19 protein-coding genes are annotated in these 23282 nt (G+C 42.4%); 12 read left to right on the forward strand and 7 right to left on the reverse strand.

The features are described from left to right. Position 1 precedes the first annotated feature (1 nt). The 5 genes from MSG37_RS10775 (at position 2) to MSG37_RS10795 (ending at position 5224) form a co-directional block, all read left to right on the forward strand. The gene (locus tag MSG37_RS10775) at positions 2-454 is read left to right on the forward strand and encodes an NUDIX hydrolase (protein WP_248470674.1); all 453 of its coding nucleotides are present in this window, start codon (positions 2-4) and stop codon (positions 452-454) included. 360 nt (positions 455-814) lie between these two features. Then, positions 815-1930, forward strand: a complete 1116-nt coding sequence (gene mnmA, locus MSG37_RS10780; RefSeq protein WP_248470675.1) for a tRNA 2-thiouridine(34) synthase MnmA — start codon at positions 815-817, stop codon at positions 1928-1930. A 3-nt stretch (positions 1931-1933) separates the two neighbouring features. Continuing rightward, the gene (hflD, locus tag MSG37_RS10785; protein WP_248470676.1) at positions 1934-2551 is read left to right on the forward strand and encodes a high frequency lysogenization protein HflD; all 618 of its coding nucleotides are present in this window, start codon (positions 1934-1936) and stop codon (positions 2549-2551) included. Between the two features lie 31 nt (positions 2552-2582). Beyond that, on the forward strand, positions 2583-3953 hold the full coding sequence (purB, locus tag MSG37_RS10790) for an adenylosuccinate lyase (RefSeq protein WP_248470677.1): 1371 nt from the start codon (positions 2583-2585) through the stop codon (positions 3951-3953). 140 nt (positions 3954-4093) lie between these two features. Further along, a complete protein-coding gene (locus MSG37_RS10795; protein WP_248470678.1) occupies positions 4094-5224 on the forward strand; it encodes a cupin domain-containing protein in 1131 nt (376 codons plus the stop codon). A gap of 67 nt (positions 5225-5291) precedes the next feature. Here the strand turns inward: MSG37_RS10795 and MSG37_RS10800 are convergent, their stop codons facing one another. Continuing rightward, positions 5292-5717 (reverse strand): DUF4826 family protein, encoded by a 426-nt coding sequence (locus MSG37_RS10800; RefSeq protein ID WP_248470679.1) that lies wholly within the window; start codon positions 5715-5717, stop codon positions 5292-5294. A 265-nt stretch (positions 5718-5982) separates the two neighbouring features. Between MSG37_RS10800 and MSG37_RS10805 the strand changes: the two genes are divergently transcribed. Both MSG37_RS10805 and MSG37_RS10810 read left to right on the forward strand, forming a co-directional pair. Then, positions 5983-7014, forward strand: a complete 1032-nt coding sequence (locus MSG37_RS10805) for a Glu/Leu/Phe/Val dehydrogenase dimerization domain-containing protein (protein ID WP_248470680.1) — start codon at positions 5983-5985, stop codon at positions 7012-7014. Positions 7015-7222: 208 nt separating this feature from the next. After that, positions 7223-7567: a hypothetical protein gene (locus MSG37_RS10810; protein ID WP_248470681.1), complete on the forward strand. Its 345-nt coding sequence runs from the start codon at positions 7223-7225 to the stop codon at positions 7565-7567. Positions 7568-7601: 34 nt separating this feature from the next. On the opposite strand, the gene MSG37_RS10815 is transcribed toward MSG37_RS10810, so the two are convergent. From MSG37_RS10815 to ppsA, 5 genes are all read right to left on the reverse strand, one after another. After that, a complete protein-coding gene (locus MSG37_RS10815; protein ID WP_248470682.1) occupies positions 7602-8051 on the reverse strand; it encodes a PliI family lysozyme inhibitor of I-type lysozyme in 450 nt (149 codons plus the stop codon). 246 nt (positions 8052-8297) lie between these two features. Beyond that, entirely contained in the window at positions 8298-8714 is a 417-nt protein-coding gene (locus MSG37_RS10820) for a MarR family transcriptional regulator (RefSeq protein WP_248470683.1), read from the reverse strand. A gap of 177 nt (positions 8715-8891) precedes the next feature. Continuing rightward, on the reverse strand, positions 8892-9332 hold the full coding sequence (locus tag MSG37_RS10825) for a DUF1285 domain-containing protein (RefSeq protein WP_248470684.1): 441 nt from the start codon (positions 9330-9332) through the stop codon (positions 8892-8894). Positions 9333-9504: 172 nt separating this feature from the next. Continuing rightward, a complete protein-coding gene (locus MSG37_RS10830) occupies positions 9505-12552 on the reverse strand; it encodes an FAD-binding and (Fe-S)-binding domain-containing protein (protein ID WP_248470700.1) in 3048 nt (1015 codons plus the stop codon). 135 nt (positions 12553-12687) lie between these two features. Further along, the gene (gene ppsA, locus MSG37_RS10835; protein WP_248470685.1) at positions 12688-15057 is read right to left on the reverse strand and encodes a phosphoenolpyruvate synthase; all 2370 of its coding nucleotides are present in this window, start codon (positions 15055-15057) and stop codon (positions 12688-12690) included. Between the two features lie 127 nt (positions 15058-15184). Between ppsA and MSG37_RS10840 the strand changes: the two genes are divergently transcribed. The 5 genes from MSG37_RS10840 to MSG37_RS10860 all read left to right on the forward strand — a co-directional run bounded on the left by MSG37_RS10840 (position 15185) and on the right by MSG37_RS10860 (position 19610). Beyond that, a complete protein-coding gene (locus MSG37_RS10840) occupies positions 15185-15997 on the forward strand; it encodes a pyruvate, water dikinase regulatory protein (RefSeq protein WP_248470686.1) in 813 nt (270 codons plus the stop codon). 189 nt (positions 15998-16186) lie between these two features. Next, complete coding sequence (locus MSG37_RS10845) at positions 16187-17254, forward strand: 3-deoxy-7-phosphoheptulonate synthase (protein ID WP_248470687.1); 1068 nt, start codon at positions 16187-16189, stop codon at positions 17252-17254. A 221-nt stretch (positions 17255-17475) separates the two neighbouring features. After that, entirely contained in the window at positions 17476-17904 is a 429-nt protein-coding gene (locus MSG37_RS10850) for an acyl-CoA thioesterase (RefSeq protein WP_248470688.1), read from the forward strand. Between the two features lie 294 nt (positions 17905-18198). Further along, positions 18199-18858 (forward strand): response regulator transcription factor, encoded by a 660-nt coding sequence (locus tag MSG37_RS10855; RefSeq protein ID WP_248470701.1) that lies wholly within the window; start codon positions 18199-18201, stop codon positions 18856-18858. Positions 18859-19181: 323 nt separating this feature from the next. Next, the gene (locus tag MSG37_RS10860; RefSeq protein WP_248470689.1) at positions 19182-19610 is read left to right on the forward strand and encodes a hypothetical protein; all 429 of its coding nucleotides are present in this window, start codon (positions 19182-19184) and stop codon (positions 19608-19610) included. 162 nt (positions 19611-19772) lie between these two features. Here MSG37_RS10860 and MSG37_RS10865 read toward each other — a convergent pair whose 3' ends face one another. Next, on the reverse strand, positions 19773-23201 hold the full coding sequence (locus MSG37_RS10865; protein ID WP_248470690.1) for a PAS domain-containing hybrid sensor histidine kinase/response regulator: 3429 nt from the start codon (positions 23199-23201) through the stop codon (positions 19773-19775). Positions 23202-23282: the final 81 nt, after the last annotated feature.

The following is a 23282-nucleotide window of genomic DNA, read 5'->3' on the forward strand; positions in this document are numbered from 1 at the left end:
GATGACTGAGCGCTATAAGCCTAATACTACTGTCGCCTGCATTATCGAGGCTCAAGGTAAATACTTGTTAGTTGAAGAGCTCATTGCCGGTGAGCTCAAATACAATCAACCAGCGGGCCACCTTGAAGCGAATGAATCGATAATTGATGCTTGTATTCGTGAGGTACAGGAGGAAACCGGGCTCAGCATTAAACCACAAGGCTTGGTTGGCATTTATCAATTTAGTGCCAGTGAAACACTGGCATTTGTCCGCTACACCTTTTATTTAAAGCTCGATGAAATGCTTAATTCACAGCCTGAAGATCCCGCTATTAACGGCTTAAAATGGCTTAGCTTAGAGCAAATAACGAGGATCAGCAGTCAGCTTCGCAGCTCGCTTGTTGTCAAGTCAATCTGTGACTATTTGGCTGGTAGCCGCTATCCACTCAGTATCCTTAATGCTGAGTATTTATAAGCTCCTGTCTCAGCACCTTGGCTTTCACTTTAGTTGCATTAACCCTATGCTAAATATGCCTTAATAAGTCTATTGCAAACATGTTGTTAATCCCAAGTCGTCAGCTTTATAGTTGCGCGCTTTTGGCAATAAAAATCAGTATATCACTCGCAACAGCCCCTAAATTATTCGTCCCCAGTAATAAACCCAAAAGATAAATACTCGCTAGATAGCCCAGCCTCACAATGCATGATAGAATATGCACCCGCAGAATGCCGTAGTTTGGATAAGGCCTATTACAAATAACCCGTGTTATTTAAGGTTTCTTTTTCGCGGTAATTCGCAGCAATATTCAGTAAACACAAGGTTTATTTAGGATTTATGACGTCAATCGAACCCACTCATCTTGGTAAAAAAGTCATCGTCGGTATGTCCGGTGGTGTAGATTCATCAGTTTCAGCCTACCTGTTAATGAAACAGGGCTATCAGGTTGAAGGCCTGTTCATGAAGAACTGGGAAGAAGATGACACGGATGAATATTGTGCGGCAGCAGACGATCTTAAAGATGCGCAAGCTGTATGCGACAAGCTAGGTATTAAACTGCACACCGTTAACTTTGCCTCAGAATACTGGGACAACGTATTCGAATACTTCTTAGCAGAATACAAAGCTGGTCGTACGCCAAACCCAGACATCATGTGCAACAAAGAGATCAAGTTTAAAGCTTTCCTTGAATTTGCAGATGAAATCTTAGATGCCGATTACATCGCAATGGGCCACTACGTGCGCCGCCGCGATATCGATGGCACAAGCCAGATGCTTCGTGGCGTTGATGGCAACAAAGACCAAAGCTACTTCTTATATACATTAGGCCACGAGCAAGTGGCTCGCTCACTGTTCCCTGTTGGTGAACTTGATAAGAGCGAAGTGCGCGAAATTGCTAAAGAAATGGGCTTAATCACCCACGATAAAAAAGACAGTACCGGGATCTGCTTTATCGGTGAGCGTAAGTTTACTGATTTCCTACAGACTTTCTTACCGGCGCAGCCAGGTAATATCGAAACCAGCGAAGGCGAAGTGATTGGTACTCATCAGGGCTTGATGTATCACACTCTTGGCCAACGTAAAGGTTTAGGTATTGGTGGTCTTAAAAATAGTAATGAAGATCCTTGGTACGTTGTTGAAAAAGACTTAGTCCGTAACGTATTGATTGTTGGTCAAGGCGGTAACCACCCTCGCCTTATGTCTAACGGCTTGGTAGCTAATCAACTGCATTGGGTTGATAGAAAAGGCCCAGCAGATGGCTCAAACATCACAGTAAAAACTCGCTACCGTCAGCAAGATGTGCCATGTCGCATTACTTATGACAGTGATGACGTACTGCGCGTTATTTTTGACGAGCCAGTTGCAGCGGTAACCCCTGGTCAATCAGCCGTTTTCTACGATGGTGAAATTTGCCTAGGTGGCGGCATTATCGATGCACTTATACGAGATTAATCAATGAGCGATCAGTTATTTGAACGCACTATGGCCTTCGCGGGTATTTTACAAGCGGTGGCCCAAGTTCAGTATATTGCAAGACATGGTGACTCAGATAAAGAAGCCTTAGCGGCAAGCTTACAGTCTGTTTTAGTCATCAACCCAGAATCAACCAGCGATGTTTACGCCGATAAGTTCGCGCTAAGAAAAGGCTACGAGCTTATTGTTAGCCAACTTGGTGATGCGAAACAAAAAGACGTGGAAGTAACTCGCTATTTAGTGGGTATTTTAGCTTTAGAGCGCAAGTTAACCCGCTCTTCAAACGCTATGGGAATGCTGTCTGAGCGCATTAACCAAGTTCATCGTCAACTGAACCACTTTGAGATCACTGACGAGCAAGTTATCGCTAACTTTGCAGGCATTTATAGTGACATTATTAGTGAGCTTGGCCCTAAGCTGCAGATCTCTGGTAACCCTGAGTTTCTCAAGCGTACCCAAACACAGCATAAAATTCGCGCCCTTTTACTGTCTGCGATGCGCAGCGCAGTGCTTTGGCGTCAATTAGGGGGCAAGCGTAGGCACCTTGTCTTCTCAAGAAAAACAATAGTAGATACAGCTATGAAAAGCCTCACCCTATAATATTTAAGTCAAGTTCATCAAGGAGCTTCAAATGGAACTTTCCGCACTAACTGCTATCTCTCCGGTAGACGGTCGTTATGGTAGTAAAACCGCCTCATTAAGAGGGATTTTCAGCGAGTACGGCCTGACCAAATACCGTGTTCAAGTCGAAATTAACTGGCTAAAGCTGCTTTCAAGCTGCCCAGAAATTGAAGAAGTTCCACCTTTTAGCGAAGCAGCTTTAGCTTTGCTTGATCAAATTAAAGATAACTTTAGCGAAGCAGATGCGCTGCGCGTTAAAGAAATTGAATCAACAACTAACCATGACGTTAAAGCGGTTGAATACTTCATTAAAGAACGTATCGCCGAAAACGCTGAGCTAGTTGCTATTGACGAGTTCGTGCACTTTGCTTGTACTTCTGAAGACATCAACAACCTTTCTCACGCACTGATGCTAACTGAAGCGCGTGATCAAGTGATTGTACCTTATTGCCAAAAAGTGGTTGATGCCGTTAAAGCATTGGCACATGAGCATAAGTCAGTACCATTAATGTCACGTACCCACGGTCAACCAGCCTCACCTTCTACATTAGGTAAAGAGATGGCTAACGTTGCAGTACGTTTAGAGCGTCAGCTAACACAAGTGGCTAATGTTGAAATCATGGGTAAGATCAATGGCGCAGTAGGTAACTACAACGCTCACATCTCTGCTTACCCAGAAGTTGACTGGCACGCTCTGTCACAACGTTTTGTGACTAGCCTTGGCATTAACTGGAATCCATACACCACGCAAATCGAGCCACACGATTACATCGCAGAATTGTTTGATGCCCTAGCGCGCTTCAACACAATCCTAATCGATTTTGACCGCGACATTTGGGGTTACATTGCATTAGGTCACTTTAAGCAAAAGACCATTGCAGGTGAAATTGGTTCTTCAACCATGCCACACAAAGTTAACCCAATCGACTTTGAAAACTCTGAAGGTAACCTAGGTATTGCTAACGCATTAATGCAACACCTTGCCGCTAAACTTCCTGTTTCTCGCTGGCAGCGTGACCTTACTGACTCAACAGTGCTACGTAACTTAGGTGTGGGCATGGCTCACTCTCTAATCGCTTACCAAGCAACATTAAAAGGCATTAGCAAGCTAGAAGTTAACGAAGAACAACTTCGCAAAGAACTAGATGGCAACTGGGAAGTACTTGCTGAGCCAGTGCAAACTGTTATGCGTCGTTACGGTATTGAAAAGCCATATGAGAAGCTAAAAGAGCTAACTCGTGGTAAGCGTATTGACGGTGAGCAACTTGCAGTATTCATCGACGGTTTGGAACTTCCTGAAGAAGTAAAAACTGAACTTAAAAAGATGACACCTGCTAACTACATCGGCCGCGCTGAAGCGTTTGTTGACGAGTTAAACTAATAACCTTTGTAGCAACTTGCTATTAAAGGATTGATAAAGGCGTTAAGCTTAGGCTTAGCGCCTTTATTTTATCTAAAAGCTTACTTGTACTTACATTTCTACAAACAATCTTTTCATTAGCCAAAGAGCAGCCCTTCATTATGTTCAACCTCAACTTTGATATCAGCGAATTTTTAACTCAATACTGGCAAAAAAAACCAATTTTAATAAAAAATGCTTTTCCACAATTTGAAGATCTCATCAGCGCAGATGAGCTTGCAGGCCTAGCTTGTGAAGAGTCAGTAGCATCACGAGTAGTTGTAACTAAACCTAATGATTGGCAAATTGTTGAAGGCCCTTTTGAAGACTATGAGCAATTTGGAGATGAGAACTGGCAATTACTGGTTCAAGCGTTAAACCACTGGCATCCAGATTCCAGCGATTTTATTAATGCCTTTCGCTTTATTCCCGACTGGCGCTTTGATGACTTAATGGTTTCTTTCGCAACGCCAGGTGGCGGTGTTGGTGCGCATATCGATAACTACGATGTGTTTATCATTCAAGGCGAAGGTCAGCGCCACTGGACAGTGGGTGACAAAGGTCAATACGCGCCTAAAAATAATGATCCGACCACACCTCTAATTGAGGGCTTTGAGCCTATTATTGATGCCGTACTCGAAAAAGGCGACCTGCTATATATTCCGCCAGGCTACCCGCATCAAGGGCAAACGCTAACTCTTGCAATGAGCTACTCAATAGGCTTTCGCGCACCAAGTCAGCAAGAGCTATTTAGTGAACTCGCTGACTCACTCATTGACAACAACAGCGGCCTCAAGCGTTTTACTTCAAGTAACGAGCCAAAGCTTGCTAGCCAAATAAGCACATCACATCAGCAAGACATGATGGCGTTAATTACTGAGTTTGCAGCAAATCCAGATAACTACCAAGCCATGCTAGGTAAAATGCTTAGCCAGAACCGGTTTGAATTAGATATTTGCGAACCAGAAGTCCCCTACTCCGCTGAAGATATTGCCGACTACCTTAGCCAAGGTGCATTGCTATACCGTATTGGTGGATTAAAGTTACTACAGATCGAAGATGATAGCGTACAGCGAATATTTGTTAATGGTGAAGCATTTGAATATCCAGCGCACATAGAAGCCGACATTAAAGATTTGTGCGAAAACTGCCGCTTTTCTAACCCGCAAGCATTAGCGCTAACTCAAACGCCGGCCACCCAGCAGTTGTTACTCAGCCTGCTGAATTTAGGCTACTTTTACTTTGGTGAGTAATCGTCCATTTAAAAACTAAAAAGGCATCCATAGGATGCCTTTTTACTGCAATCATAAGTTTGCAGTATTAGCCTTTGGGGCCCCAGATATTGTCATCTGCCTGCATTTTATAAAGGCTTTCAGCGCGAGACACTAAAAGCTGGGCAAATTTTGCCTGAGCAGGATCTTTTGTTAAACCTGAACGCTGAATGTTTTCAGCTTTCATCTGCCACATCATAGAAAAATGTCTTAAGGCTTCTCGAGCCGTTGCAGCAACACTCACCTCAACATAATCAGAAGGTAAATCTCCTGACATGACCCAGTAAGTTTGTTTAGTTGGCTTTTTAGAATCAATTTTCCATAACGCAACATAAGGGGCTAAATAACGGCTTTCTTCAGGGTGAACCTTGTGTGGCATAATACCTTTCTCAGCCAAAAATTTATTTGCCTTTTGAAACTGAGCTCGAGTCCACTCTTGGATCTGCTGCTCTTGATCTACTACTTCTTCAGCCATTTAAACTTCCTTTCTTATTGTTATTTTTGCTTCTGTCTTCTCAAAAAGATAAAAACCTTTTCACACTTCTGACGCTTAAACTAAGCAACAACTTTACGTTAACGTAAAGTGGAAAGCAAAATTGCCAGACAGATCACAAATATTCCGAGTCTTTACTTTATTGAGAGTATCCCTAAATGCTATCGTTCTGCAATAAATATAACAAGTAGACCACTCTGTAATCCTACAGCGGCGGTCATTCGATGCTCACAGCGGAGATCAACAAGTGGCAATTTTCAATCACATCTCGTTCGACGACCATGAACAGGTCGTTTTTTGTCATGATAAAGAAAGCGACTTAAAAGCCATTATTGCAATCCACAATACCAACCTTGGACCTGCAGTAGGTGGTTGTAGAATGTGGAACTATGAGTCAGATGACGAAGCTGTCACTGACGTTTTGCGTTTATCACGCGGCATGACGTATAAGAATGCGATGGCAGGTTTAGCAATGGGTGGTGGTAAGTCTGTTATTATTGCCGATCCGAAAATACAAGACAGAGAAGCGCTATTTAGAGCCTTTGGTCGTTGTATTGATACCTTAGGTGGCAAATACTACTCTGCTGAAGATGTGGGCGTTTCAACTTCAGATATCATGATTGCTCATCAAGAAACCCCTTACATGGCAGGTCTTGAAGGTAAAAGTGGCGATCCATCGCCGTTTACTGCGCTTGGTACATACTTAGGCATTAAAGCTGCGGTGAAACACCAACGTGGACTAGACAGCCTGAAAGGTTTAAAAATCTCAGTGCAAGGTGTTGGCCATGTAGGTTATTACCTATGTCGCCATCTACATGCAGAAGGTGCAGAGCTGATTGTTACTGATATCCATCAAGAGTCTTTAGACAAAGTTGCCACAGAGTTTGGTGCAACCGTTGTTGCTCCACAAGATATCTACCACCAAGACGTTGATGTGTACGCACCGTGCGCTTTAGGTGCAACGATTAACGACATCACGATTCCAATGATTAAGGCGACAATTGTTGCCGGTTGTGCCAACAACCAGTTAGCTGAAGTGCGCCATGGTGAAATGCTAAAAGATCTAGGTATTCTATACGCTCCTGACTATGTCATTAATGCTGGCGGTATTATCAACGTGTCTTTTGAAAAAGACTATGACGCGTCAGCAGCAACAGCAAAAGTAGAAGAAATTTATAATACGTTACTAACCGTTTTCTCTCATGCTGATGAGCAAAACCGTACAACAGGTGATGTGGCTGACGAGATGGCAAGAAACATCATTAACGCAGCAAAATAATCGCTTACTGTAATAAGCTTTAAAGCTAAATACCCAGCCAGAGTGCTGGGTATTTTCATATCCAAACCACAGTGTTTATCGGCATGTTTTTACTTTAAAAGCATATAGATAGCACTATCGTTGAATACTAGTCTGTATTTATGTAACTGGAAAAACTCAGCTTCATCTGCTTGACTTAAAAGCTACTCATTTAACAAGGCTTACTGTTATGGCGATATTTAAATATGCACTCAATCAAGACAATATTGAATTGCAAGCCAGTAACTGGTCAGGGTTAGAGGAGATGTTTATTAATGGCAAGCGCGTATCTAGAAAGCTAAACTTTGGTCAGCAAAGTCAGCACAACCTAACGTTAAAGGATGGTAAAGCCGCAACTTTATTGCTCTTGCTAGACCCTAGTACTGAACAGCTAGTGTGCCATATCTACAAACAAAACAATTTAGTCGCTAGTTTAAAACAAGGTAAAAAAGAGCTTTACCGCAGCCGCCAACTCACTCAGCAAGCCATACTTTCTATCGGGCTTATGCTGGTATTTTTTCTCACGTTTAACTAGAACGATATCTTTAAAGCTATTCATTATTCACGACCTAACATAATGTAACTGAGCTAGCATTAACACAAATCAGTCGAGTGTTTTGATAGTTACCGCTGCCGGCAGTCACTGTTGTAATCGCGAGTTTTTGTTCAAGCTCACCATTTTCGCTCAGCTCTACTTTTAAAATTGTGCCATCGCGAACAAAGCTAATAGCATCGATAAAGTCACCCACATTAAGGTCGCGATACAGTTTGACCGTGATACTGCCAATTGAACGTGGCTCTAGGCGCCCCTCCTCAACAATTACACTGTTACCATTACCAAGGTTAACAACCTTAATAAACACTCCACCAGCGCCTTGATGCTCTCTTGACTCGGCTGATACATTCGAAATACTCGCGGCAGCTTCAACTTGGTGCTTAGGCGTTTTAGATTTATTGATATTAATCGAACAAGCAGTGAGTAAAGTTACTGCACAAAGTGTTATTAGAAACGACTTCATGGTTTCTCCTTTTAGGTATCTTTAGCTATTTCAATTGAAAATCATATAGGGATGCCGACAAAAGCAAAGTTGAAGACCTCGCAAACTACTTAAACAGGACAACTTAAACAGGACAACTTAAACAAGATAACTTAGCTGGATACGTTCAAATCAAATTGCAACCTATAAGTGCAATAGATTAACAGTATGACGCTTTAAAAAAGTGCCAAGTAAAGGCATAACATCACTGTTGCCTAGCAAGCTAAGTTATTTATAACGATTGATTTTATTGAGTAATAATAGGAATTGCGCCCGCTCTTCATACTCTAGGTTATCTAAGAAAGCCTCATTGACTCTTTCAGCTTCCCTCACTAAATCTTGCTCAAGGGCTTTACCGTTATCAGTGAGGTAAATTTGAAATGCGCGGCGGTTTTCTGCATCTTGGTGGCGGGTAATCAATCCTTGCTGCTGAAGCTGATCAAGCAGACGAGTCATAGTGTAATTTGCCACATCACAGCGTTTTGAGAGCGCGGTTTGTGTCACGCCTTCCTCTTGCCATAATGAAAACAAAACAGGCCAAAGTTTGATATCTAACTCGTATCGCTTAAGGCGCTGATCTAATGCATTTTGCAGATCAACGTTCAAATGAGATACCAAGTCACCTAGACTCTCAAATCGATTCAATTAGCACCTCCATAGCGCTGCGGGGCTTGCTCTAATCTTATCATCTACATCAAAAGAAACTAGCATTACTGTATGCTATTTATTCAGGATTAATTAAAACGCTTAAAATTCATTAATTTGAATTAAGAAGTTATTTCGAAAAAACCAACAGCAGATTAATGATAACGAATAAGTATTTTAGGCAATAAACTCGTTAACAAAACGATAGAAACACGCCCTTGCAAGCTTTGCTTCAACACCCCGGGCAAGGATAACGGTGACGGCATCGTCATGTACAATAAACTCATCAAAACCCTCAATAATATGCTCGGTTTCAATACTGGATTGAAGTAAATAGTGGCCATTATCATCCGCTTGATAATCAACAATCAATAGTGCTTGTTCAGCAACGTTAACCCTTAACTTCTCCACGGGTGTGATAAGAAAGTATTCATCATCAATACGGTTTAGAATGCTTGCAAATAATTTACAAAATTTTAGTGGTAACTTACCAGATTGATAGAACCAATCACCTTTAGCATTGATTTCAAACAAAACTGTTTCGGTGCAGAGCTCTTGTCTATTAGAAAGAGAAGCTAACACATCACCTGCACAGCTCGATTCATGCGTAGTACTCATTGCTAATCGCTCCTCATTTGATAATAAACGTTATCAGCATTGATGACAGTTTTACGTTAGCTGCTTTGCGATTCAGTCAATGCCGTTTTGAAAAAACGTTTCGCAAACTAGAAAAACCATCTTGTAAAGCAAGTAAAAAACCACCTACTTTAGCAGGTGGCTTACAAAGTGATTAAAACAAGTTTAGTAAAGCTTCAACAGGATGCTTAGGCTTGAAGCCGCTAAAGCGCTTTACTTGGCTTCGACAAGAATAACCAGAAATCAGCACTTGAGATTGCGGCAACTTCGCCAAGGTTTGCTCCCAAGACATGCTATAAAGTGCTTTAGAGCGTTCCAAGTTTTCGGCCTCATGGCCGTATGTGCCAGCCATACCACAACAACCTAAATTAACCGTATTAAGCTTAGCACCAAAATGCGCAAAAATACCTTGCCACTCATTAGCGGTATTCGGCTTAGCAGTAGACTCCGTACAATGGCTAAACCAAGTAAATTCCTTGGCGTTTTCATCAGTTAACACTTCTCTAGCAGGTACGTTATTTAGTGCATCTAATAGCCATTCATTTGCAAGCTGTACATGGAAATTACCGCGTGCGCCCGCTAACACTTCTTTATATTCGTCGCGATAGCACAGCACTAATGCCGGATCGATCCCAACCATTGGCATATTAAGCTCCGCCACTTGATTGAGAAAATCTGCCGTTGACTTAGCTGTGCGAGCAAATTTGTCGAGGAAACCTTTAATATGAATAGGTTTACCATTTGGCTTAAATGGTAATAACACCGGCTTAAGACCAAGCTTTTCAATCAGCTGGATAAAGTGATAAACCGTACCAGCTTCATAAAAGCTATTGAAAGGATCTTGTACCACCAGCACATATTGGCTGCGTTCACTTTCAGGGATTTGTTGCAAGGCAGCTAAATCATAACCGCGGCTCGGATGCCCTTCTAAGCGTTGTTTTAACGTCGGTACAGATAACGCCGGTGCGTCTACATAACCGAGTGACTTTTTAATGACCCATTTACTCAGACTATTTTGCGATACCGCGTTCACAAGTCTTGGCGCGCTGGCCATCAAGGGTAAAGAATCTTCAATCCCAGCCACTAAATAGTCTTTTGCTGGGCGTAAGTAACGCTGGTAGTAAATATCAAAAAACTGCGCTCTAAACTTAGGCACATCGACTTTAACTGGGCACTGGCTTGAGCAGGCCTTACAAGCTAAACAACCTTTTAATGACTCCATCACTTCATGGGAGTAATCGTATTCTTTATCTATTTTCAAAGTGTTTTGCGCACGCTGCAGCCAACCTAAGGGTTTACTACGGCTAAGCTCATTAACATCAACGCCTTCAGCTTCAAGTAAACGCAACCATTCACGCATTAAACCCGCTCGGCCTTTAGGGGAATGAATACGATCTCCTGTGACCTTGAATGACGGGCACATAGGTGAATAAACGCTGTAGTTAAAGCAAAGACCATTACCATTACAATTCATTACATCAGGAAAAGCTTCACGAGTTTTAATCGGTATTTGTCTATCAAATGCACCACGCTTTACGCTATCAACGTTGTACAACATTGGGCCACTATTTTTTGGCGCCACCAACTTGCCAGGGTTAAGCTTATTCTTAGGATCAAATAAACCTTTTACTTCTTCTAGCAAGCCATAAAGGTGCTCACCAAATACTGCAGGACCATACTCACCGCGCACCCCTTTACCGTGTTCGCCCCACATCAAGCCGCCATATTTAAGCGTTAGATCAGCGACTTGGTCTGAAATGGTTTTCAGTAGCCTTTCATCTTGCTCATCACACATATCCAGTGCAGGGCGAACATGCAGCACCCCGGCATCGACATGGCCAAACATGCCGTATTGAAGCTGATGGCTATCAAGTAGTGCTCTAAACTCTAAAATAAAGTCAGCTAACTTTTCAGGTGGTACCGCCGTATCTTCAGCAAAAGCAATCGGTTTACGCGTGCCTTTTGCTGCGCCTAATAGTCCAACAGCCTTTTTACGCATCGCATAAATAGTGTTGATACTGGCTTTATCTGATGTGACTTGATAGCCCAGTAATCCCGCTTCACTTTGACTTATTTGCGCATTAAGCATGGACTCTAAATTTGCAACGCGTGCCTCTACATCAGCTAGCTCACCGGCAAACTCAACCATATTAAGGCCATCAATCTCTTTACCCGGTACATCTTTGATTAGCTTTGATACCGAGTGCCAAATAATGTCTTGTTTCGCGAGATTTAAGACTTTTGAGTCGACTGTTTCAACCACAGTTGCATTCGCTTTTACTAGATCTGGCGCGTGACGAAGTGCAGATTCAAACGAGTCATACTTGATATTGACCATCATCCGACAAGTCGGCAGAGGCGTAATATTCAATTTTGCTTCGGTAATAACCGCTAATGTGCCTTCTGAGCCTGCTATAATGCGCGATAAGTCAAAGTGTTCAAGTTTATCGTCCCAAACATTTTTTAAGTCATAGCCGGTTAAAAAACGGTTTAACTTAGGAAACCGTTGCTGGATTTGCTCACGATTGCCCTTACACATATCAGCAATGGTAGAAATAAGTTGCTGGCCTAATACATTGTCACTAACTGAGTCGATATCAGCTAATTGAGCTTTACTAACTGGCGATGTATTTAATAACGAGCCATCAAATAAGGCACTGGTTAAACCCAATACATGATCAGAAGTTTTACCGTAAACCAGTGAACCTGCACCTGAGGCGTCAGTGTTAATCATACCGCCAAGAGTTGCGCGATTTGATGTCGAAAGATCAGGGCTAAAGAAAAAGCCATGAGGCCGCAATGCATCATTAAGGGCATCTTTTACCACACCAGCTTGCACTCGTACCCAACCTTCAGCAGCATTAACTTCCAGCACTTGGTTCATGTAACGCGACATATCAACAATAATGCCGTGAGTTAATGACTGGCCATTAGTCCCCGTTCCACCACCACGTGCGCTAAACACTACTTTTTCAAATTCTGCGTTATTGGCAAGCATTAGCGCAAATTGCACATCTTGGGCCGTTTTTGGGTATATCACAGCTTGAGGCAAAAACTGGTACACGGAGTTATCGGTGGCTTGGGCTAAACGCGCACTGTAACGCGTGTCGATATCACCAGAAAATGCGCCCTGTTCCAATGCAGATAAAAAAGAAAGGTAGATAGGTTCAAGTGTTTGTTGATGCGATAACTTGGGTAACATAGCTGCTTCTGTCATTTATTATTTTTAGGGTATGTCAGCATTATAAACATAAAAAAAGCCGCTCAATAGCGGCTTTTTTAACGAAATGTTAAATCACGCAGATTTAACCATTCATTTTAACAGTGACAAAGACTGTTATGCGTGTGCTTCAGCAAGGTATAACCAAGTGTCAATAACAGTATCTGGGTTAAGAGATACAGTATCGATTCCTTGCTCTACTAGCCAAGCAGCAAAGTCAGGGTGATCTGATGGTCCTTGACCACAAATACCCACATAAGCACCTTTAGCTTTAGCCGCTTTAATTGCTAGCGCCAGCAGAGCTTTAACCGCTTCATTACGCTCATCAAACAGGTGGCTAATGATGCCTGAATCTCGGTCAAGACCAAGAGTCAGCTGAGTTAAGTCGTTAGAACCGATAGAGAAACCATCGAAGTACTCTAGGAACTGGTCAGCTAGCAATGCGTTTGAAGGTAGCTCACACATCATGATAACGCGTAAACCATCTTTACCGCGTTCTAGACCTTGCTCTTTTAGTAGCTCAATAACTTGCGCCGCTTCATCAAGCGTACGTACGAATGGGATCATGATTTCAACGTTCTTCAGACCCATGTCATTACGAACACGCTTAATTGCTTCACATTCAAGTGCAAAACAATCGCGGAATGATTCAGAGATGTAACGGCTAGCGCCACGGAAGCCCAACATTGGGTTTTCTTCTTCAGGCTCGTAACGGTCACCACCCACTAAGTTAGCGTATTCGTTTGACTTAAAGTCTGACATACGAACAATCACTTTCTTTGGATGGAAAGCTGAACCGATTGTTGCAATACCTTCAACAAGGCGCGCCACGTAGTATTCTACTGGTGACTCGTAACCCGCGATCATCTCGTGGATCTCTTGTTGTAGTTCAGCAGTTTGGTCATTGAACTCAAGCAATGCTTTAGGGTGAATACCAATCATGCGGTTGATGATGAACTCAAGACGCGCAAGACCAACACCTTCGTTAGGTAGACGCGCAAAGTCAAACGCTCGGTCAGGGTTACCCACGTTCATAGTGATCTTCATTGGCAATTCAGGCATTGCATCAACACGTGATGAAACAACATCAAACTCTTGCAGGCCGCTGTAGATATAACCTGTGTCGCCCTCTGCACAAGAAACCGTAATTTCTTGACCGCTTTGGATACGTTCAGTGACATCGCCACAACCAACTACAGCAGGTACACCTAGCTCACGAGCAATAATTGCTGCGTGACAAGTACGGCCACCACGGTTAGTTACAATTGCGCTGGCACGCTTCATGATTGGTTCCCAATCAGGATCTGTCATGTCAGTAACAAGTACATCACCTGGTTGGATTTGGTCCATGTCGTCGATTGACTTAAGCACTTTAGCAACACCTTTACCAATCTTGTGACCAATCGCGCGGCCTTCACAAACTACATCACCTTGAGTTTTAAGGTGGTAACGCTCAATAAGCTGCACATCTTCACGAGAACGAACAGTTTCAGGACGAGCCTGTACGATATACAACTTACCGTCGTTACCGTCTTTAGCCCATTCGATGTCCATTGGACGACCGTAATGCTTCTCGATAGTCATAGCTTGCTTAGCAAGTTCTTGTACTTCAGCATCGTTGATAGAGAATTCGCGGCGCTTATCTGCTGCGATATCTTCAATCTTAACTTGCTTACCATGTGACTCATCATCTGAGTACACCATTTGGATTAGCTTGCTACCGATGTTGCGGCGTACAACCGCTTTATGTCCAGCAACTAAAGTTGGCTTGTGAACATAAAATTCGTCAGGGTTAACTGCACCTTGAACAACCATTTCACCTAGACCGAATGAAGAAGTAATAAATACCACATCATTGTTACCAGACTCAGTGTCCATGGTGAACATTACACCTGAAGCCGCTTTATCTGAGCGTACCATGCGCTGAATACCAGCAGACAAAGCAACACCTTTATGGTCATATCCTTGGTGAACACGGTATGAAATAGCGCGGTCATTAAACAAAGAAGCAAATACATGCTTAGTTGCTTCAAGAACGGCTTCATAACCCTTAACGTTTAGGAAAGTTTCTTGTTGGCCAGCAAATGATGCATCTGGCATATCTTCAGCTGTTGCAGAAGAACGCACAGCAAAAGATGCATCAGTTGTCTCAGAGCTAAGCTGGTCGTAAGCTTCACGAACTGCTTGCTCAAATTCTGGATGGAATGGGGTATCGATAACCCACTGTCTAATCTGTGCACCGGCTGTAGCGAGTGCGTTCACGTCATCTACATCTAGGGATTCTAGAATTTCGTATATCTTCTGGTTAAGTCCACTTTGTTCAAGAAATTCATTGAACGCAAAAGATGTTGTTGCGAATCCACCAGGCACTTGAACGCCTGCATTTGATAGATTGCTAATCATCTCACCAAGAGAAGCGTTTTTACCGCCTACCTTGTTAACATCGCCCATGCCTAATTCTTGATACCAGAGTACGTATTGCTGCACAGTTTTTATCTCCGCAAGTATATTTTTAGTGTGGCTCTTCACACGAGAGCAGAGGCATCTTACACTCCATGACAACAAGCGTAAATGTATAATTTTATTTGTAATTTTATTACTACAAGAGGTCAAAATGTTACGTAAAGTATTCTATATCTCAGATGGGACAGCGATCACAGCTGAGGTGTTTGGTCACGCAGTGCTATCGCAGTTTCCGCTTGAATTTGATGCACTTACAATTCCATTCGTAGAAACCGTTGCCAAAGCTGAAGCCGTAAAGGCCCAAATAAATGATTGTTTTATTACAACAGGTGAACGGCCGTTAGTTTTCCATTCTATCGTTAAAGCAGAGATTAGAGATGTCATCTATAGCAGTGAAGGCTTAGATTATGACTTTTTAAATACTTTTGTCGCGCCATTAGAAAAACAACTAGGTATTGCTGCTGCTCCAGCACTGCATCGTACCCATGGTAAAACTAATGATGGATATGAAGCACGTATAGATGCGATTAATTACGCCATGGAAAATGATGACGGCCAAACCATGAAACACATGGATAAAGCCGATCTGATTTTACTTGGGGTATCACGCTGCGGTAAAACTCCCTCGAGCCTGTACCTTTCTATGCAATTTGGTATAAAGGCAGCAAACTACCCGTTTACCGAAGATGATATGGATAACTTAAAGTTACCAGATGCATTAAAGCGTAATAAGAGTAAGTTATTCGGACTAACAATTAATCCGGAAAGATTGCACGAAATTCGTCAAAGCCGCATGTCAGACAGCCGCTACTCTTCGTTACGCCAGTGCCGCTTAGAAGTTAAAGAAGTCGAGATGATGTATAAACGCGAGCGTATTCCATTCGTCAACACAACTAACCACTCTGTTGAAGAAATCGCCACCAAGATCATTGAGGCAACAGGATTAAAACGCCATATGTTCTAAACCCTCTTTAAAGTAGTAACATTGAAATTAAAGGCTTTTTAACCTAAAAGCCTTTAATTTATATCAAATAAATATCGATATAGTGAAAATTAGCGCCATTTTTAAGGCAATTGCCACTGTGCATAGACAAACTATTAGTTATAATCCGAGTAATTAAGGCGAAAGCCATACGAACGCTCGGTATTGTGAATGACCATTAAAACAGACGAACTACGCACATCCCTTTTATGTAAGGTAATTTCACCTGCACAACTCGCTTCTGAATACCCTTTAACTCAAGATGCAGCTGACTACCTTGTTCAGCAACGCCGTGAAGTTGAGGCTATTATCAGTGGTGAAGACCAACGCCTACTCGTAATCATTGGCCCTTGTTCAATCCACGACACAGAAGCTGCACTCGATTATGCCCAGCGCTTAGCTGAGCTACATCAACAGTACAAAGATGATTTGTGCATCTTAATGCGTGTTTATTTTGAAAAGCCACGTACCACTGTAGGCTGGAAAGGGTTGATTTCAGATCCAGATCTAGATGGCAGTTTCAGCCCAAACAAAGGCTTACGTAAAGCACGTCATTTACTGCAACAGATCACCGAACTTAAGTTACCTATTGCGACTGAATTTTTAGATATGGTGAATGGTCAGTATATTGCCGACCTGATAACTTGGGGTGCTATCGGCGCTCGCACGACTGAAAGCCAAATTCACCGTGAAATGGCATCGGCACTTTCGTGCCCAGTCGGCTTTAAAAATGGCACTAATGGCAGTATTGATATTGCAGTTGATGCTGTACGTGCAGCACAAGCGCCACATATTTTCTACTCACCAGATAAAGATGGTGCAATGGCTGTATACCGCACTCACGGTAATCCATTTGGTCATATTATTTTACGCGGTGGTAAAGAACCAAACTACCACGCGGAAGATATTGCAGCGGCAGCAGCTCAACTTGATAGTGTTGGTGTGACTCAGCGTATGGTGGTTGACTTTAGCCATGGTAATAGCCGCAAGATGCATAAAGAACAGTTAAGTGTTGCTGAATCAATTATGCAGCAAATGGCACAAGGTTCGACCTCAATTGCTGGCATTATGGCAGAAAGCTTTATCGAAGAAGGTAATCAAAAAGTCGTTGCTGGTGAAGAACTTGTTTACGGCAAGAGTATTACTGATGCATGTATTGACTGGGAAGACTCAAAAGTCTTATTAAGCGATCTTGCTAAGGCTTCTCGTGCAAGAATTGAATTGCTAAAGCAAAAGTAACGATTCAGTTATATTGCTAACACTTATGTTAGCAAAGGTACATAAAACGTATTGCTTCATTCAAGCAATGCGTTTTTTTTCGCCCGAAAATTACAATTATCAAGCTCAAGCTTCTGAGCCGATCATATCAAGCGACTAATACACTTGTACCTAACCTGTTATAAAATGACAAAAACGGCTATAATCTCGCCTCTATAAAATGCATAACCACAGGTTGCCGTATGCCATTGTCGCAAGACCCGCAAGTTTTTCCAGAAGAAGTCGCCCTTAGAATCGAACAGTCTGAAGCACGAGTGATCAAAGCCGTTTTTCCATCAATTACCAATCACCATAACACCTTGTTTGGTGGTGAAGCATTAGCTTGGATGGATGAAACTGCATTTATTGCTGCAACACGTTTTTGCCGCAAAACCTTAGTAACAGTTAGCTCTGACAGAATCGATTTTAATAAGCCCATTCCTGCCGGTACCTTAGCTGAAATTATTGCTCGAGTGATCCACGTAGGTAATACTTCAATTAAAGTAGAAGTGAACATTTTCGTTGAAGACATGTATCAAGATCATAGAGACCATGCGATTCGCGGTGTATTTACCTTTGTTGCCGTTGACGAAGAACGTAAGCCAACAGCAGTTTGGCCGCCACACAGCTAGCATGAGTTTTTAGTTACATTAGGTATGTATATCAAAATTTAAGCGATTATTGAGCTCTTTAATTTGCGTCTTAAATTTTGATATACAAATAAACATTACTAGCGACTATTCACCGCCCTTTTCTTTATTGTTCAAGAGAGATTTCAAGCAGCTAGCCTGTCATAGACCAAAGTCTAACTTCTGCAATTATTTTAACAAATAGTAACTTTTAAGCAGAAAAGCCATAGAATAGCTTGTCATTTATCTGTTACATTGAACTATCTTCACGTGCAACCAAAACAACCCTATAAAGCCATGAAGCCTGAAAATTTAAATATAATTATTGCTGACGACCATCCATTATTTCGTAACGCACTTAGACAAGCTTTATCATCTGAGTTTACCAATACCCAATGGTTTGAAGCAGATAGCGCAGAAGCGTTACAAAACTTACTCGAAAATGATGACGTTGAATATGATGCCGTATTACTCGATTTGCAGATGCCCGGCTCCCACGGATATTCAACGCTAATCCACTTGAGAACTCACTTTCAAGACTTACCAGTGGTAGTTATCTCAGCTCATGAAGATAACCTTACCATCAGCCGAGCTATCCATTATGGCAGTTCAGGATTTATTCCTAAGTCATCGTCAATGGAAACCTTAGCAGAAGCACTTGAAGCGGTACTGTTTGGCGATGTGTGGCTTCCACAAGATGTCGAGCTACAAGAGATCAATGAAGACGAAACAGATCAAATGGCGAGTAAACTTGCCGATCTAACACCGCAGCAATATAAAGTACTGCAAATGTTTGCAGAGGGCTTGCTGAATAAACAGATCGCTTACGACTTAGGTGTTTCAGAGGCGACAATCAAAGCCCATGCAACTGCAATATTTAGAAAGCTTGGCGTAAGAAATCGCACTCAAGCAGTCATTGCACTGCAACAGCTGGAAATGGATAAAGTCGATATTTAACTAAAGTAAAGCCGCTACTCTATTGTTAGCGGTTTTCCCCTTCACTACACCTTTAATTCACAACAAAAGCTTACCCTCTAATAACTCAACTTAACGAGTTTGTTTTTCTGTATTGAATTCATAGCATAAATCTTTTCCTACTTTGTACTCGGTTTTAGTGTTAGTTCTAGTTTTAGACTTGCTTGCCTAACGGGCTCACTATTCACGAATAAACTCATGCTGTATTTGTAGTCATGCCATTCCTAAGCAGACTATTTACTTCATTCTAAGCAATTACTTGTCGATATAAATTTCAGCGTCTATCTTCAATAGTAGCTTCAAAAATGAACCAACCAGCCAATGATGTATTGTCGAAAGTGGTATCCGGAAATCCTGCGGATGAGATGAGCAGAACTGACGATTTAACCAAGGAATGTGATATGAAAAAACTCAGTCTAGCAATGATTATTTTAGCCCTTAGCGCCTGTGCCTCTTCCCCTGCTACTTGGAAAGGTATGTCAGAAAGAGATATCGCTGAATGGAAAGAGATTGGCTTTAATGCAGAGCAAGCACAAGCATGGAAAGGCGCAGGGTTTAATGCAGAGCAATCAAGTAGCTGGTCAAAGCAAGGGTTTAATTTAGAAACTGCACAAAGCTGGAAAAGCCAGTCTTTCAATCCACAAGAAGCTAACAGTTGGAAAACTGGTGGTTTCGATGTTGAAAGTGCAGTGGAATCAAGAGATAAAGGTTTAACACCTGTAAAAGTCGAATAAAATATGGCGCTAATACTGAAAAGCATTAGCGCTTATTACCTCACAAATAAAAAGGTACGCTAATTGCGTACCTTTTTATTATCAGCTGTAAGCTAACCCTTTACTGAATAATCTCTACTGAGCTCAACTCTACTGAGCTTTCTTCTACAAGATTTTGAACTACTAGCCTTTCTTTACCAAGCTTGAGATCAGTGCCCGTAATGCAGCAGGTTTTACCATTTTAGCCATATAGTGATATCCCCTTCTTTGCATATCCTCAATAAGATCTTTACGGGTATTAGCGGTAATTAATATTCCCGGTAAATACTCGCCATAAAGGTTTCTAATGCCGTCCATTGCATCAACACCATTTTGGCCGTCATCAAGATGATAATCTGCAAGTACGATATCAGGGGCTACTCCCTTAAGGCCTAGCTTGATCCTTGCGTCAGCCAAATCTTTTGCGCAAATGACTTCGCATTGCCAGCGGCTAAGTAGGCTTTCCAGCCCCGCTAAAATTGCCTCTTCATTATCAATACATAACACCTTTACCCCTGCTAAAGGTTGCTGCAATGACGGCGCTCTTTTTGCTTTAGGGGCGGTATTTTTCTCACCTAAAGGCACTCGAATTGAAAACACTGAGCCTTTACCAAGCTCAGAGGTTACATTTATCTCATGCGACAAGACACGGCTAATTCTGTCAGCGATAGCAAGGCCTAGACCTAAACCGCTGACGCTCTTACTTTCAGGGTTATCTAAACGCTTAAACTCTTTAAAGATCTCTGAAGTTTCACTCTCATCAATACCGCAACCCGTATCAATTACTTGGATTTCAATTTCTGAGCCTCGATGACGACAGCCGAGTAGGACTCGATTACCCTTGGCATAGCGATAAGCATTGGTTAGGAAATTTTGCAGCACTCGGCGCAGCAAACTTGGGTCAGAATTAATCGTCACCGAGCTTGCAACGAAACCAAATTTAATTGAGCAGTCTTTTGACATCGCATCAAACTCTACCGCTAAACCATCTAATAGATCCGCAATCGCGAAATCTCGGCGATTAACATCCACCATCCCAGAATCGAGTTTAGAGATATCCAATAAGTCGGTCAGTAACTCTCCAGCAATTTTTAATGAGCTATTTACATGGTTAAGGGTGGTTTTCCCCTCTTGGTCGAGATTGGGATATTGCGATAAAGAGGCGGTAAACAACCTCGCGGCATTTAGCGGCTGCATCAAGTCATGGCCTACTGCCGCTAAAAATCGACTTTTTGAGGCGTTAGCCATCTCTTCTTGAGCTTTTGATTCAAGTAACTGACTGTTAAGCAAAGCAAGCTCATAGGTACGCTCTTGCACTCTAGCTTCTAGGGTTTCATTCGCTTCTTGCAGCGCTTTAGCTTGTAATCTGTATTGGGTGATATCGGTAAAGGTCATTACAAAGCCACCACCGGGCATCGGGTTGCCCTGAATTTTAATCACTTTACCGTCTTTGCGTTGCCGCTCTGATACATGAGGTGTACCGTTACGCATGTGCTGCACACGCTTCTCAACTTGCTGTTCTATCTCGCCTTGGCCGCAATAACCTCGCTCAGCATTAAAACGCACGACATCACTTATCGGCATACCTGCCTGCAAAAAGTTATCAGGATAGTTATATAGTTCGGCGTATTTATAGTTCCAAGCCACAAGATTAAGATCTTTATCAACCACACTCATGCCTTCATAGGCATGCTCAATCGCACCACGTAGCATATCTTGGCTTAGAATAATTTTTGATGATGCCTCATCAACCAAGCTAAACACTTCATCTAGCGCAAGATCTCGTCCTTGCAAAACAGAATCAAGCACAAGTGATGCGCTCGATGCTCCAAGTACGCCTGCTAACATATGCTCAGTATGAGCAATAAGCTCTGGTGGCGCGGCTTTATGCCAACTGTCGCTTTTAACCGCTTCTTCTGAAAAAGAGGAAAAACTCTCATAAGCACGTGTTGGGCTAACAAAGCGGCTCGCCAGGATTAATAAGTCTTGCTGAGAGACCGGGGCATTTTTACGGTTAGTGTCTTTTTTAAGCTGACCGGGCGTAACAAATGCACTCGCCTGCATCCGCTCGGCAACGCCCGCTCTAAACCAAACGGAGCCCAACATGTAACATGCACTATTTGCCAGTAAAGCAATAAGAATATCGCGCACATTAGGGGTAATAGACTCAAGCAAAGCAAATTCAGTGGTCACAATAGACGGTGAATTGACCGCACCTTGCATTAAAATATAACACCAGCAACCAAAGCCTACAGTTAAACCTAAAAATACCCCACTTCGGTTACCATGCTTCCAATACATACCACCAATTAACGCCGGCGCTAATTGAGCAAATGCGCCAAACGACAACATACCTAACGATGATAGTGAGTCGTTATCCATAAAGGACAAGTAACTAAAGTAGCCAAGTCCTAAAATGAGCATAATGGCTAAACGACGTGCATTTAGTAACAACTGAGAAAACTGGCTAAAATTACGCGCTTTGATCTGCCCAGTGCGCAACATTAACGGTACCAGCCACTCATTACTGACCATTACGCTGATAGTCACAACCGCAACAATGACCATGCCTGTTGCGGCTGATAGTGTACCGAGTAAAGCAACAACGGCTAACCAAGGCTGGTCGAGCGCTAGAGGAAGGTTGATTACATAGGTGTCTGCAGCCACAGCGTCGCCAAGTAGTAACTTACCTGCAAGCGCTAACGGCGCGACAAACATACCAAAAAGTAATAAATACAGCGGAAATAACCAACGTGCTTTTAAGATGGTTTTCTCATTTTCACATTCAACCATCATGACGTGAAACTGTCTTGGCATACACAAAAATGCCGCCATCCCCACTAACAACTCCGGCGTTAAGGATTCCAGACGAATATTGGGATTATTAATCAAATCTTGCTCAGATGCTTGCCGCCAGATATCGCCAAAACCATCAAACACACCAAAGCTAATAACAATACCAACAAGCAGAAATGCGCCTAACTTAACCAATGACTCAAAAGCGATGGCCAACATCATACCGGGATTGTGCTCAGTCGCATCGAGCTTACGAGTACCAAATAAAATGGCGAACACCGCAAGTATGGCCGTGATAATTAATGACACTTTAGCGCCGTCAAATAATGCACCATCTGGCTGGAACAGGTTAAGGCTGAACACCATCGCTTTTAGCTGCAAAGCGATATAGGGCATGATCCCAAAAAGAGCAATAAGCGTAACGATAGCGGCAAGTAGTTGAGATTTACCGTAACGGGCGGCGATAAAGTCGGCTACAGAAGTAATATTTTGTGCTTTGGACACAATGACCATTTTACGCAGCAGGCCAAAACCAAAAATAAAAATAACTATCGGACCAATAAAGATAGGTAAGAAAGACCATAAGTCTTGAGCAGATTGACCAACTGTTCCGAGAAAGCTCCATGACGAGCAATAAACAGCCAAGCTCAAACCGTAAATCCATGTTTGCAAACGTTTAGTTACGCCGCTAAACCAACGCTCTGCGCCCCACGCCAACAAAAATAGCAATAACACATAAACAATGGCAATTGAGCCAACTAAAACGGTTAAATTCATAGGGATCTCATTTTTTTGGACTATTTTGCGGCAAAAAGCGGACGAAATCCAGCCGAATTAAAATTACAACCAACTAAAAAA

This window comes from Shewanella sp. 1CM18E, assembly GCF_023161665.1.
Taxonomy (GTDB): domain Bacteria; phylum Pseudomonadota; class Gammaproteobacteria; order Enterobacterales; family Shewanellaceae; genus Shewanella.